Genomic DNA, 12,474 nt, shown 5'->3' on the forward strand with positions numbered 1-12,474 from the left:
ACCCTACCGCCCGGTGACGGCGGCCCCGTTTAGAATCAGGGCATGACCGGTTCACCTGCTGCGGCGCCGTCCCGGGCCGCGTCCGCAGGCCCGGCGCCCCGCAGCACGCCCTCCGCTCTCGATGCGAAGCTCACCGGCGTCATCGGCGGGCGCACCACCACGGCCCTCGAGAAGGCCTTCGGCATCCGCACCTATGCCGACCTGCTGAACCACCTCCCGCGCCGCTACGCCCGGCGCGGCGAACTCACCGCCATCGCGAAGCTGCCGCTGAACGAGAACGTCACGATCGTGGCCGAGGTGCGCGAGGTGCGCGAGCGCGACATGAAGGCCCGGCGCGGCACCATCACCGAGGTGTCGATCACCGACGGCGAGGGCTTCCTGCAGCTCACCTTCTTCAATCAGAAGTACCGTGCGCGCGAACTCCGCCCGGGCTTCCGGGGCATCTTCATGGGCAAGGTCACCGAGTACCGGGGCAGTCTCCAGCTGGCCAACCCCACCTACCAGCTCTTCGACGAGCTGGCCCTCGGGGCCGGTGCGGCCGACGGATCGGGGCTCGACGACGCCGAGGCCCGCCGCCTCGCCGAGATGCCCATCCCGATCTACCCGGCCACCGCCTCCCTCACCAGCGCCACGATCGCGAGCTCGGTCGAGCTGGTGCTCGACGACCTGCGCGGCCGCATCCCCGACCCGGTTCCCGAGGAGGTGCGTGCCGAGCGCGGGCTGCTGACGGCGAAGAACGCCTACGAGGGCATCCACCGGCCCAAGAAGGACGCCGAGTTCATGCGCGCCCGCGAGACGTTGCGTTTTCACGAGGCGCTCATCCTGCAGACCGCCCTCGTCAGCCGGCGCAACGCCGCGCACGCGGTGCGCACCTCGCCGCGCCGGCCGAAGCCGGGCGGCTACCTCGAGCGCTTCGACGCGATGCTGCCGTTCACGCTCACCTCGGATCAGCAGCTGGTGGGCGGCGAGATCGACCGCGACCTCGCGGGCGACTACCCGATGATGCGCCTGCTGCAGGGCGAGGTGGGGTCGGGGAAGACTCTGGTCGCCGTTCGGGCGATGCTCGCCGTCGCCGACTCGGGCGGCCAGTCCGCCCTCCTGGCCCCCACCGAGGTGCTCGCGGCGCAGCACCTGCGCTCGATCGTGAAGATGCTCGGGCCCGACCTCGCGGCCGAGCTGGTGCCCACCCTGCACACCGGCCAGCTGCCCACGGCCCTGCGCAAGAAGGCTCTGCTGCGCATGATCAGCGGCCAGGCCAAGCTCGTGGTCGGCACCCACGCCCTGCTGTCGGACGCCGTGCAGTTCTACGATCTCGGCCTCGTGGTGGTCGACGAGCAGCACCGCTTCGGGGTGGAGCAGCGCGACACCCTGCGGCAGAAGGGCGCCACCCCGCCGCACGTGCTCGTGATGACGGCCACGCCCATCCCGCGAACCGTGGCGATGACGGTGTTCGGCGACCTCGACGTCTCGGTCATCACCCAGCTGCCGGCGGGCCGGCAGCCGATCACGAGCTTCAGCGTGCCGCTGGCCGAGAAGCCGGAGTGGGGCCCGAACATCTGGAAGCGCGTGGCCGACGAGCTGGCGCTCGGCCGGCAGGCCTTCGTGGTGTGCCCGGCGATCGATCCCGCCGACACCACCGGTGACGGGCTCGACGATCCGGATGCCGGCGAACCGGAGCCCGTGCGGCCCCGAGGTGCCGCGGCCGCCGCCGCCACCGCCTCCGCGCCTTCCGCCGTGAAGTTCTCGGTGCTCGACACGCTGAAGCACCTCCGCGAGCTGCCGGTGCTGGCCGGCGCCCGCATCGAGGCGCTGCACGGCCGCCTGCCGAGCGAGGAGAAAGACCGCATCATGCGGGCCTTCGCCGACCACGAGATCGACCTGCTGGTGGCCACCACGGTGATCGAGGTGGGCGTCGACGTGCCCAACGCCTCGGCGATGGTGATCCTCGACGCCGATCGCTTCGGTGTGAGCCAGCTCCACCAGCTCCGCGGCCGGGTGGGCCGAGGGGGAGTCCCCGGCGTCTGCCTGCTCGTCTCACACGCCGAGGAGGGCTCGATCGCGCGCCAGCGGGTCGACGCCGTGGCGGCCACCCTAGACGGCTTCCAGCTGGCCGAGATCGACCTCGAGCTTCGCCGCGAGGGCGACGTGCTCGGCAGCGTGCAGTCGGGCGGGCGCTCCTCGCTGCGGCTGCTGCGCGTGGTGAAAGACGCCGACGTGATCCAGGATGCCCGGGCCGTGGCCTTCGAGATCGTGACGGGCGATCCCACCCTCGCCGAGCATCCGGCGCTGCACGACGCCCTCGAGCGGCGCCTGCGCGAGACCGAGCGGGAGTTCCTCGCGAAGACGTGATCGGGGTCTGGCCTGAGCGGAGCGCGGCCAGAGCGGCGTAGCGTTGAGGGCATGACCGAACTCGCACCCCTGATCACCCTGAACGACGGCCACTCCCTCCCCGCGGTGGGCTTCGGCACCTACCCGCTGCGCGGCGACGAGGGTGCCGAGGCCATCGCCTCCGCCATCCGCACCGGGTACCGCGGGCTGGACACCGCGTTCAACTACGACAACGAGGGCGCCGTCGGCGAAGGCATCCGCCGCGGCGGCGTGCCGCGCGACGACCTGATCGTCACCTCCAAGCTGCCCGGCCGCTATCACGGGCGAGCGGATGCGGCGGCCGCCATCCGCGAGTCGCTCTGGCGCACCGGCCTCGACCACCTCGACCTCTACCTGATCCACTGGCCGAACCCGAGCGTCGGCCGGTACGTCGAGGCCTGGGAGGCTCTCGTACACGCCCGCGAGCAGGGCCTCGTGCGCTCGATCGGCGTCAGCAACTTCACCCCGGGGCAGCTGGAGGAGATCATCGCGGCCACCGGCGTCACGCCCGCCGTGAACCAGATCGAGCTGCACCCGTACTTCCCGCAGGTCGAGCTCCGTGCGACGAACGCGGCTCTCGGCATCGTCACCGAGGCGTGGAGCCCGCTCGGCAAGGGCAACGCGCCCTACGAGGAGGAGCCCGTGGCCGCCGCCGCCCGGGCGCACGGTGTGACGCCGGCGCAGGCGATCCTGCGCTGGCACGTGCAGCTGGGCAGTGTGCCGATCCCGAAGAGCGCGACACCGTCCCGCCAGGCCGAGAACCTCGACGTGTTCGGCTTCGAGCTGAGCGAGGCCGAGGTCGCGGCGATCACCGCTCTGGGCAAGGCCGACGGGCGGCTGTTCGGCGGCGACCCGGAGACGCACGAGGAGCAGTAGCCGGATCCTCCCGCCGGGCGCCGAATCTCCCCGCGGGCCATTGAAAAATGGCCCGCGTGGGAGCACAGTGGAAGCAGCACGCAGCCAGTACCGCAGCAGACGCAGTGGAGACGAGGTCCGGCCATGAAGACGACGAGATCACGACGCGGCACGCCCGAGGGCGCCTTCGCTCACGACATCCTCCCGGTTCTCTCGGCGGGCCGGCATCGATCGCCGCGCTCGGGCGCCTGCTTCATGGAGTTCGCCTCCTACCTGGCGGGGGAGCGCTGGAGCGACCATCCTGCCTGCACGCACGCCGCGCTGGCCCACCTGGCGCGCGCCGTGAACGACCTCACCACGAACGAGGGCCGAGGACGGCTGGCTCCGCTGATCCCCTCGGTGATCGGGCTGACCAGTGACGACCCCCGTCTCGAGCTGCTGCTCGCGGTGAACGCGGTCGCCGCGGCGCTGCCGGAGGCTCCGCTGGACCGGCAGCACGCGCTCGCCGTGGGCGGGCTGGTGTGCCTGGACGCCCTGGAACGGCGAGGCGGCTCCGCATCGGGCGCCGTGGAGACGGCGTTCCGTGCCGCGCTCGGCGAGGCACCCGAGGCCCACCTCTGGGCCGAGCGATTCCTCGAGCACAACGCACGCTGGCGCCGGGCCGAAGTCACGTCGCGGCAGACGCACGCCACGATCGCCATGTCGGTCGACGGCGTCCGCTCGGCCTGCACGCCCTACCCCGACGACCGCCTGAGGGCACTGCTCGCCTCCTCCATCCGGCTCACCCGGGAGTTCGTCTCGGAGGAGCGCGCGGCGGCGGTGCCCGGCGCGCCCGCCCCGGCCACGGCATCCGTCGTCACCCCAGACCCGAACCGGCCCCGTAACCTGACCCGGGCGTAACGCGACCGAAACGGGCGGTTGATAGCCTGGGAGGCATGAGCAGTGTCGCCGTTGTCCCCGGTTCGTTCGACCCCATCACCCTGGGTCACATCGATGTGATCGAACGCGCGACGTCGCTCTTCGACGAAGTGCACGTCGTCGTGGTGCACAATCCCGACAAACACGCCCTCATCCCGATCGCCCACCGCGTGGCCCTGATCGAGCAGTCGCTCGCCGAGCGCGGGCTGCAGGGCGCGGGTGTCGTGATCAACTCCTGGTCGGTCGGCCTGCTCGTCGACTACTGCACGGATGTGGGTGCCAGCGCGATCGTCAAGGGCATTCGTTCGCAGGTCGACGTGGCCTACGAGACGCCGATGGCGATCGTGAACCGCAACCTGGCGGGCGTGGAGACCATCTTCCTGCTGCCGGACCCCGCGCACGCCCACGTGTCGAGTTCGCTGGTGCGCCAGGTCTCGGCTCTCGGCGGCGACGTGGCGCCCTACGTGCCGGCCGTGGTGGCAGAGTTCCTCAAGCACACGACGGACTGACTGCATGCCCGGGATTCAGATCGGCTACGCCGCGCAATTGGAGCAGTTCCACCCGAGCGAGGCGGTGGCGCTCGCGGAGTACGCCGAGAACCACGGATTCGACGGGGTGATGGCCGCCGACCACTTCCAGCCCTGGATCCCCCGGCAGGGGCAGTCCGCTTTCGTCTGGAACGTGCTCGCCGCCGTCGGTGAACGCACCCGCGGCGACTTCGGGCCGGGCGTCACCACGCCGAGCTACCGCTGGCATCCGGCGATGGTGGCCCAGGCCTCGGCCACGCTGGGGGCGATGTACCCGGGCCGGCACTGGCTGGGCATCGGATCGGGCGAGGCGCTCAACGAGCACATCGCCGGTGGCTACTGGCCGGAGGCCCCGGAGCGCATCAACCGGATGTTCGAGGCCGTGGAGATCATCAACAAGCTGTTCACGGCATCCGTCGCCGGGAAGGACGTGAAGCACTCGGGCAGCTTCTTCAAGCTCGAGTCGACGCGCCTGTGGACGATGCCCGAGGTGGCCCCGCCGGTGCTGGTGGCGACCGCCGGGCCCGTCACGGCCAAGCGCGCCGGCCGCACGGTCGACGGACTGATCACGGTGGGCGCGCCGATCGAGAAGATCGCCGGGCTGCTGGCCAAGTTCGACGACGGCGCCCGCGAGGTGGGCAGGGATCCGTCGCGGATGCCGAAGGTGCTGCAGCTGCACCTCTCCTGGGCGCCGACCGACGAGGAGGCCGGGCAGAACGCCGTGACCGAGTGGCCCAACGGCGGGATGCGTTTTCCGAAGGCCGACATCCGCAGCCCGTTCGAGTTCGAGCAGATGGCGCGGATGGTACGGGTGGAAGACTTCGAGGGCCGGATGCTCATCTCCAGCGACCCCGACGTGCACCGCGCGCAGATCCAGCGCTACGCCGACCTCGGTTTCGACCGCATCTACCTGCACAACGTGGGCCGCAACCAACGCGAGTGGATCGACGTGTTCGCCCGCGAGGTGCTGCCGAAGGTGCGCCGGTGAGCGGCGAGAGCGCTGCCGCCCCGAGCATCGCCGAGCTGCGGATCGTGGCCTTCGGCGGTCTGCCCGAGATCGCGGCGGGAGCCGACCTGGCGGCGCTGATCGGCGACGCCCTGGTGGCCGCGGGCCTGGTGCCCGAGCAGGGCGACATCCTCGTGGTGACCAGCAAGATCGTGTCGAAGGCCGAGGGGCGGGTCATCGCCGCGGCCGACCGCGAAGACGCCATCACCGCCGAGACGGTGCGGGTGGTGGCGAGCCGGGAGCATCCGGGCGGGGTCACGCGGATCGTCGAGAACCGGCAGGGGCTCGTGCAGGCTGCGGCAGGAGTCGACGCCAGCAACACGCCCGACGGCACGGTGCTGCTGCTCCCGGTGGATCCGGATGCGTCCGCCCGGGCGCTCGCGGCGGCCCTGCGGGCGCGCTTCGGCGTGCTGCTGGGTGTGATCGTCTCCGACACGCTGGGCCGTCCCTGGCGCGAGGGCCAGATCGATCAGGCCATCGGTGCGGCCGGGGTGAGTGTGCTCGACGACCTGCGCGGCAGCCGCGACAGCTTCGGGCACGAGCTCGTGGTCACCCAGGCGGCGGTCGCCGACGAACTGGCCTCGGCCGGCGACCTGGTGAAGGGCAAGGCGAGCGGGATGCCGGTGGCGCTCGTGCGCGGCTTCGGGCACGCCGTCGTCGAATCCCTGCAGACCCCGGCGCGGGCGCTGACGCGCACCGGGCCGACGGACATGTTCCGGCTCGGCACCGACGAGGCGATCGCTCTCGGCCGTGCCGACGGCTACGACGAGGGCTACCGCGCGGGCCTCGAGGCGGCGCGCGCGGAAGCGTCACGGCGGCACTCGGAGACCACGACTCCCGAGTCGTAGGCCGTGCTGCGCGCCAGGCCGAACGGATGCGCGGCCGCGGCGGGCGCAGACCGGTACCGACGAGGTGGTCGACGCGCTGGTGGCGGCCGTGTTCGGGCCGGCCGGCCGCTCACTGGATGACGCGTCGCACCACCTCGCGCTCGGCCAGCGCCCAGGTGGTGGTGACCACGAGGTAGAGGCTCGCCGCGAGCGGGACGAACGCGGCGACGACCACGGTGATCAGGGGAAGCCAGCTCATCGCCTGAACAACGCTCGCCGGGATCGCCGGGACACCGGGGGTGGCCTGGCCGGGGGAGGTGCCGGCCGTGAGGGGAACGAGGGCGGGTGCTCCGGTCGAGCCGCCCGGCGATGCCGCCGCCGCGGAGAGCGTGCGCCGACGCGAGATCAGGGCGACGGTGGCGATCACCGCGACGACGGCGAAGCCGACGACGACACCGACGGGGTCGTCTCCGCGCGTCACCGCGGTGGCGAGGCTGGTGCCGAGCGGTGCTCCGAACAGGGTCTGCGTGAGCAGGGTGTTCGGATGCCCGTTGATCGTCGGCAGGATGAACACGCCGTAGAGCAGCGACAGGATCGGCGCCTGGATCAGCAGGGGCAGGCAGCCGGCCAGGGGAGATGCGTTCTCATCGGCGTAGAGGGCGGCCGTCTCACGGCGGAGACGTTCGGGGTTCGTGCCGTGACGCCGGTGCAGCTCGGCGAGTCGCGGGGCGAGGCGGCGTCGCATCCGCTGGGCTCGGGCCTGCGACAGGCCCACCGGGATGAGCACGAGCCGCACGAGCAAGGTGATCAGCACCACGGCGAGGGCCGCGGAGTTCGCGCCCGCGAGCGGCTGCAGCACGCTGGTCAGAAACTGCACGATCGCGGCCGCCCCGTCGAGGGCGGCGGCGATCGGAGGGAAGGCGTAGATGTTCAAGGAGGTCTCCTCGTCAGAAGCGAATCCCCGTCGAGAAGCCCCGGATGGCCGCTGTTCCTGCGGAATGCGGGCCACCTGGGACGTCTCGACGGGACGGTCCGTCTGGTCGCGGAGGAGTGTCGCCGGGGCACGGGGTGCCGGGCGATGTGTGGGGGAGGGCTCCTACGCGGCCGCGAGGAACTGCCCGGGGGCGCGGGGGCTGGGCTTGCCGGGCGCGTCGGGCCGGCTCTGCACGATCACGGTCGGCAGTTCTGCGGATTCCGCCGGGGGCGGGGCGACGGATGCGCCCAGCCGGGCGGCGAGCAGGCTGATGAGGGCGCGGGCTCCCGTCGAGACCGCGCCGAGTGCGGTCGCGGCGGTACCGGCGGCGATGAGCGCGGCGACCAGCAGTGCGGACGACGGCGCTCCCGTCGTGTCGGACACGAACCAGACGAGCCCGAGCCCGAGGACGACGCCGAGCACGCGCAACGCGCCGGCGCCGCGTCCGTGCCGAAGTCGTGTGCTCACCCTCCGAGCGTACCCTCCGGTCGGCGGGGGAATTCGGGGTTGATGCGCAAAGAGCGATCACCGAGCCCTCTATGAGCTCGGTGATCGCTCTTTCTGCACGAACCCCGTCGTGCGGGGTGCGGGGGAGGCGGGCGGCTAGGCCGCCTTGCCGTAGCGCGCGTCGGAGACGCGGCTGCCGGCGGCGCCGGCGGAGCCGGGCGCGCCGTCGCGGCGGAGCGCCGCTCCGGCCGGAACCGCGGTGTCGCGGGGCACGTGCACGTCGTCGGAGACGACGGCCCGCGCGCCCACGCGGGAGTGGCTGCCGATGGTGGCGCCGCGGCCGATCACGGCCGCCTCGCCGACGTGCACGTTGGCGCCGACGGCGACTCCCGCGCCGAGCACGGCGCCGGCTTCGATCCAGCTGCCGGCGGCGATGCGCGCTTTCTGCCCGATGCGTGCACCGGTCTCCACGTACGCGGTCGGGTCGACGTAGGCGGACACGTCGACCTCGGAGCCGACGGCGACGTATCCCTTGCCGTTGGGGTGGCGGCGATACCGCGACACCACGCCGCGTTCGCCCTCGATCTCATGGAAAGTTCTGCTCACGTCGGATGCAACGCGGAACACCCCGGAATCATTCCTCAGCTTGGTACCGATCGTTCTCTCTTCGCGATCGCCGCCCCGCCCACGGCCGGCGAGCGGGAGGAAGGCGACGCGGATGCGCGATAATCGTCCGATGGTCGCATCCGAAACCGCTGGGTCGTGGACCGTCGTGGTCCCCGTCAAGGGAACCCCGGCCGGCAAATCGCGCCTCGCCCCCGGTGTCGACGCCGAGACCCGGGTGCGCCTGATGCAGGCCTTCGCGAGCGACGCGGTCGCGTCCCTGCTCGCCGCGCGTCGGGTGGCCCGGGTGATCGTCGTCACCGAACCCGCGAGTGACGCCGCCGCGCTCCTCGGCGACCTCGGCGCGGAGGTCGTCGCCGACCCGCGCGCCGGCTTGAACGCCGCCGTCGCGGCCGGCATCGCCGCGGCCGGCATCGCCGTGGCCGGTGCGCGTGCCCCCGTGGCCGCCCTGCTCGGCGACCTGCCCTGCCTCGGCCCCGACGACATCGACCTGGCCCTGGAGGGTGCGCTGGAGCATCCGCTCGCCTTCGTCCCGGATGCGGCCGGCCTCGGGACGACCCTGATCACCGCGCGGCCCGGCGAGACCCTCGTCCCCCGCTTCGGCGAGGGTTCGGCCGAGCGCCATCGCGCGGCCGGCCACCACGAGCTCGAGCTGCCCGCGGCATCCGGACTCCGCCTCGACGTCGACACCGAGGCCGACCTCGCCCGCGCCGTCGCCCGCGGAGTCGGCCCCGCCACCCTCGCCGCCCTGGCCCGCCGAGCCGCCTGACTGGCGGCCGAGCGCCGCGACTTGGCAGAAGTCGTCAGTTTTCGCGCCGACTTGCCACAAGATATGGCAAGTCGCGAACCCCTCAGGCCTCCAGCAGCGAGTGCGCGGTGGCCTCGTCGATGATGAGGTCGGTCATCACCCCGGCCGCCAGGGCGCCCCGCAGCGCCGGCAGCTTCGAGCGGCCCGACACCACGCACACCCGCCGCGACACCTTCGACAGCAGCGACAGCGACGGCCCCGAGGAGCGGGCGTTCATCGGGATGTCCTCACTCGAGCCGTCGGCCCGGTAGAACACCGTCGCCACGTCGCCCACCACGTCGGAGTGCGCGAGCTGCTCGAAGTCGGCGTCGTCGAGGTACCCGCCCACGTAGACGTGCGAGGGCACCTCGGCGAACGCCGAGCCGAGCCCGAACAGCGCGATGTCCATGTGCTTCTGGATCTCCAGCACGCGCCGGATGCTGCGCTCGCGCCAGAGCACCTCTTTCGTGCGCGGGTCGTCGAAGAACGCCGGCACGGGGAACTGCTGCACGTACGCGCCGTAGGCCTTGCCGAAGCGGCTCATGATCTCGCTGGCGTAGCCGATCCCCGTGGTGCGGGCGTTGGAGGCGCCGTTCAGCTGCACGATCTGCGAGTTGTGCGTCACCTTGTCCTGCAGGTGCCGCGAGACGGCCGAGAGCGTGGAGCCCCAGGCGATGCCCATGGTCATGTTCGAGTCGAAGAAAGGCCCGAGAATCCGTGCAGCGCTCATCGCCACGCGCTCCAGCCGGTCGACCTCGGCGGTCGAGTCGGGCACCGGCACCACGTGCGCCGTGACCCCGTACCGGGCCAGGATGCGCTCCTGCACCGAGGAGACCCGATCCGCCGGCGACTTCACCTGGATCTCCACCAGCCCGGTCTCCCGGGCGAAGCCCAACAGGCGCGAGATGGAGGAGCGGGAGGTGTGCAGCTCGCTGGCGATGGCCTCCATCGTCAGATCCTGCATGTAATAGAGATGGGCGGCGCGCAGGGCGTCGCGGGTCTTGTCGGAGCCGAGGGCCGGGTCACTCGCCATGCGTCGTCGCATCCTTTCGGGTCGATCCTGCACATATGTGCATCTGGCTTGATCATATGTGAAGAACGTCCTAGAACTGTAAGTCGTCACATGGATTGCAGCACGGCAACCCTCACGGAACACGAAGGCGAGTACACAGTGAGTTCCCCCCGATCCGACCGCCCCCAGATCTCGACCCGTCACGACGTCGAGTCCATCCGTTCGAACCCGAAAGCGCAGGTGCTCGTCATCGGCGGCGGCATCAACGGCATCGGCACGTTCCGCGACCTCGCCCTGCAGGGCGTCGAGGTCATCCTCGTCGAGCGCGGTGACTACGCCTCGGGCGCGTCCGCCGCGAGCAGCCACATGATCCACGGTGGCGTCCGCTACCTCGAGAACGGCGAGTTCCGCCTGGTGCGCGAGAGCGTGCAGGAGCGCAACCGCCTGCTCCGCCTCGCCCCGCACTACGTGAAGCCGCTGCCCACCACCATCCCCATCTTCTCCACCTTCTCGGGCATCCTGAGCGCGCCGCTGCGCTTCATCACCCACAAGCAGGGCAAGCCGAAGGAGCGCGGTGCGCTGCTGATCAAGGTCGGCCTGATGGGCTACGACTCCTTCTCGCGCGACGGCGGCAACGTGCCGCGCCACAAGTTCGTGGGCCGCAAGAAGTCGCTCGCCAAGCTGCCGAAGCTGCGCGGCGACGTGAAGTACACCGCCACCTACTACGACGCCGCGGTCGAGAACCCCGAGCGTCTCGCGCTCGACCTGGTTCAGGATGCGCTGGCCACCGGCCCGCACGCCCGCACGGCGAACTACGTGGAGGCCGTCGGCTCGAACGGCGACGCCGTGGTGCTGCGCGACCTCGTCTCCGGCGAGGAGTTCGAGGTGACCGCCGACGTGGTGGTCAACACCTCCGGCCCCTGGACCGACCTCACCAACAAGGCCCTCGGCCAGGCCACCAAGTACATGGGCGGCACCAAGGGATCGCACATCGTGCTCGACAACGACGAGCTCTACGAGGCCTGCGCCGGCGGCGAGGTGTTCTTCGAGAACGACGACGGACGCATCGTGCTGATCTACCCGCTGAACGGCCGCGTGCTGGTCGGCACCACCGACCTCGAGGCCGACCCGTCCGAGCCGAGCGTGTGCACCGAGGAGGAGGTCGACTACTTCTTCGGCCTCGTCAAGCACGTGTTCCCCACCATCGAGGTGAACCGGCCGCAGATCGTCTACCGCTACTCGGGCATCCGCCCGCTGCCCGGGCACGGCGACACCGCCCCCGGCTTCGTGTCGCGCGACTATCGCATCGAGCAGACCTCGTTCGCGAACTCGAAGACGGTCAAGCAGCTCAGCCTGGTCGGCGGCAAGTGGACCACGTTCCGCGCCCTCTCCGAGCACATGACCAACGACACGCTGGCCCTGCTCGGCAAGACCCGCACGGTCAGCACCGTCGATCTCGCGATCGGCGGCGGCGCCGGCTTCCCCCAGACGGCTGCGGCCACCACGATCTGGGTCAAGGCCCACGGCACCGACCTCGGCGAGGCGCGCACCCGCGTGCTGCTGCAGCGCTACGGCACCAACGCCGCCTCGGTGATCGCGCACATCGCGGCCTACGACGAAGACGGGGCGACGGATGCTCCGCTCGTCACCCTGCCCGCCTACAGCACCGGTGAGATCGACCACCTGATGACCCGCGAGCACACGGTGCACCTGGCCGACCTCGTGCTGCGCCGCAGCATCATCGCCTTCGTGGGCTCGCTCGACCAGGCCGTGTTCGACGAGCTGAGCACGCTCGCCGCCGCGGCCCAGGGCTGGGACGAGGCCCGACTGACCGCCGAGCGCGAGCTCGCGGCCGAGAACCTCCGCTTCTTCCACGGCATCGTGGTCGACGCGGCGAGCACGACGGCGACCGCCGGCGTCAACTGAGAAAGGGCGGCGACGTCGCCGTCCCTGAAGAAAGGTCAACGTGGACAATCTCGGAATCGACTTCCTGTCGGAGCTGGTGGGCACAGCCCTCCTGGTTCTGCTCGGCTGCGGTGTGGTCGCCAACGTGGCGCTCATCCGCACCAAGGGATTCAACGGCGGAACGCTCATGGTCAACATCGGCTGGGGCCTCGCGGTCTTCGCCGGT

General features: G+C 71.3%; 12 protein-coding genes and 1 pseudogene. 9 read left to right on the forward strand and 4 right to left on the reverse strand.

From position 1 onward, the window contains the following. Nucleotides 1–42: 42 nt before the first annotated feature. From ACN4JJ_RS04825 to ACN4JJ_RS04850, 6 genes are all read left to right on the forward strand, one after another. Nucleotides 43–2,349 (forward strand): ATP-dependent DNA helicase RecG, encoded by a 2,307-nt coding sequence (locus ACN4JJ_RS04825; protein ID WP_440708760.1) that lies wholly within the window; start codon nucleotides 43–45, stop codon nucleotides 2,347–2,349. A gap of 51 nt (nucleotides 2,350–2,400) precedes the next feature. After that, nucleotides 2,401–3,243 carry an aldo/keto reductase gene (locus ACN4JJ_RS04830; protein ID WP_440708761.1) on the forward strand — a complete coding sequence of 281 codons (843 nt, stop codon included), beginning with the start codon at nucleotides 2,401–2,403 and terminating at the stop codon, nucleotides 3,241–3,243. A 123-nt stretch (nucleotides 3,244–3,366) separates the two neighbouring features. Beyond that, nucleotides 3,367–4,122 carry a hypothetical protein gene (locus tag ACN4JJ_RS04835; protein ID WP_440708762.1) on the forward strand — a complete coding sequence of 252 codons (756 nt, stop codon included), beginning with the start codon at nucleotides 3,367–3,369 and terminating at the stop codon, nucleotides 4,120–4,122. 35 nt (nucleotides 4,123–4,157) lie between these two features. Then, complete coding sequence (coaD, locus tag ACN4JJ_RS04840; RefSeq protein ID WP_440708763.1) at nucleotides 4,158–4,649, forward strand: pantetheine-phosphate adenylyltransferase; 492 nt, start codon at nucleotides 4,158–4,160, stop codon at nucleotides 4,647–4,649. A gap of 4 nt (nucleotides 4,650–4,653) precedes the next feature. Next, complete coding sequence (locus ACN4JJ_RS04845; RefSeq protein WP_440708764.1) at nucleotides 4,654–5,655, forward strand: TIGR03557 family F420-dependent LLM class oxidoreductase; 1,002 nt, start codon at nucleotides 4,654–4,656, stop codon at nucleotides 5,653–5,655. Further along, nucleotides 5,652–6,521, forward strand: a complete 870-nt coding sequence (locus ACN4JJ_RS04850; RefSeq protein WP_440708765.1) for a coenzyme F420-0:L-glutamate ligase — start codon at nucleotides 5,652–5,654, stop codon at nucleotides 6,519–6,521. Before ACN4JJ_RS04845 ends, ACN4JJ_RS04850 begins: the two co-directional genes overlap by 4 nt. A 109-nt stretch (nucleotides 6,522–6,630) precedes the next feature. Here the strand turns inward: ACN4JJ_RS04850 and ACN4JJ_RS04855 are convergent, their stop codons facing one another. From ACN4JJ_RS04855 to ACN4JJ_RS04865, 3 genes are all read right to left on the reverse strand, one after another. Then, nucleotides 6,631–7,434 (reverse strand): YidC/Oxa1 family membrane protein insertase, encoded by an 804-nt coding sequence (locus ACN4JJ_RS04855; RefSeq protein WP_440708766.1) that lies wholly within the window; start codon nucleotides 7,432–7,434, stop codon nucleotides 6,631–6,633. A gap of 162 nt (nucleotides 7,435–7,596) precedes the next feature. Next, a complete protein-coding gene (locus tag ACN4JJ_RS04860; protein ID WP_440708767.1) occupies nucleotides 7,597–7,941 on the reverse strand; it encodes a DUF6412 domain-containing protein in 345 nt (114 codons plus the stop codon). A gap of 135 nt (nucleotides 7,942–8,076) precedes the next feature. Then, nucleotides 8,077–8,526 (reverse strand): transferase, encoded by a 450-nt coding sequence (locus ACN4JJ_RS04865; RefSeq protein ID WP_440708768.1) that lies wholly within the window; start codon nucleotides 8,524–8,526, stop codon nucleotides 8,077–8,079. A 130-nt stretch (nucleotides 8,527–8,656) separates the two neighbouring features. Between ACN4JJ_RS04865 and cofC the strand changes: the two genes are divergently transcribed. Beyond that, the gene (cofC, locus tag ACN4JJ_RS04870) at nucleotides 8,657–9,313 is read left to right on the forward strand and encodes a 2-phospho-L-lactate guanylyltransferase (RefSeq protein WP_440708769.1); all 657 of its coding nucleotides are present in this window, start codon (nucleotides 8,657–8,659) and stop codon (nucleotides 9,311–9,313) included. Between the two features lie 82 nt (nucleotides 9,314–9,395). On the opposite strand, the gene ACN4JJ_RS04875 is transcribed toward cofC, so the two are convergent. Then, nucleotides 9,396–10,364 carry a sugar-binding transcriptional regulator gene (locus ACN4JJ_RS04875; RefSeq protein WP_440708770.1) on the reverse strand — a complete coding sequence of 323 codons (969 nt, stop codon included), beginning with the start codon at nucleotides 10,362–10,364 and terminating at the stop codon, nucleotides 9,396–9,398. 138 nt (nucleotides 10,365–10,502) lie between these two features. Here ACN4JJ_RS04875 and ACN4JJ_RS04880 point away from each other — a divergent pair, with 138 nt between their 5' ends. Together ACN4JJ_RS04880 and ACN4JJ_RS04885 are read left to right on the forward strand one after the other, a co-directional pair. Further along, nucleotides 10,503–12,269, forward strand: a complete 1,767-nt coding sequence (locus ACN4JJ_RS04880) for a glycerol-3-phosphate dehydrogenase/oxidase (RefSeq protein ID WP_440708771.1) — start codon at nucleotides 10,503–10,505, stop codon at nucleotides 12,267–12,269. A 40-nt stretch (nucleotides 12,270–12,309) separates the two neighbouring features. Next, nucleotides 12,310–12,474, forward strand: a pseudogene (locus ACN4JJ_RS04885) (aquaporin family protein); the annotation flags it as partial.

Source organism: Herbiconiux dendrobii (assembly GCF_052048175.1).
Lineage (GTDB): Bacteria > Actinomycetota > Actinomycetes > Actinomycetales > Microbacteriaceae > Herbiconiux.

Coding starts and splice junctions, on each gene's coding strand:
- ACN4JJ_RS04825 (WP_440708760.1), top strand. CDS start 43: ATGACCGGTTCACCTGCTGCGGCGCCGTCCCGGGCCGCGTCCGCAGGC.
- ACN4JJ_RS04830 (WP_440708761.1), top strand. CDS start 2,401: ATGACCGAACTCGCACCCCTGATCACCCTGAACGACGGCCACTCCCTC.
- ACN4JJ_RS04835 (WP_440708762.1), top strand. CDS start 3,367: ATGAAGACGACGAGATCACGACGCGGCACGCCCGAGGGCGCCTTCGCT.
- coaD (WP_440708763.1), top strand. CDS start 4,158: ATGAGCAGTGTCGCCGTTGTCCCCGGTTCGTTCGACCCCATCACCCTG.
- ACN4JJ_RS04845 (WP_440708764.1), top strand. CDS start 4,654: ATGCCCGGGATTCAGATCGGCTACGCCGCGCAATTGGAGCAGTTCCAC.
- cofC (WP_440708769.1), top strand. CDS start 8,657: ATGGTCGCATCCGAAACCGCTGGGTCGTGGACCGTCGTGGTCCCCGTC.
- ACN4JJ_RS04875 (WP_440708770.1), bottom strand. CDS start 10,364: ATGGCGAGTGACCCGGCCCTCGGCTCCGACAAGACCCGCGACGCCCTG.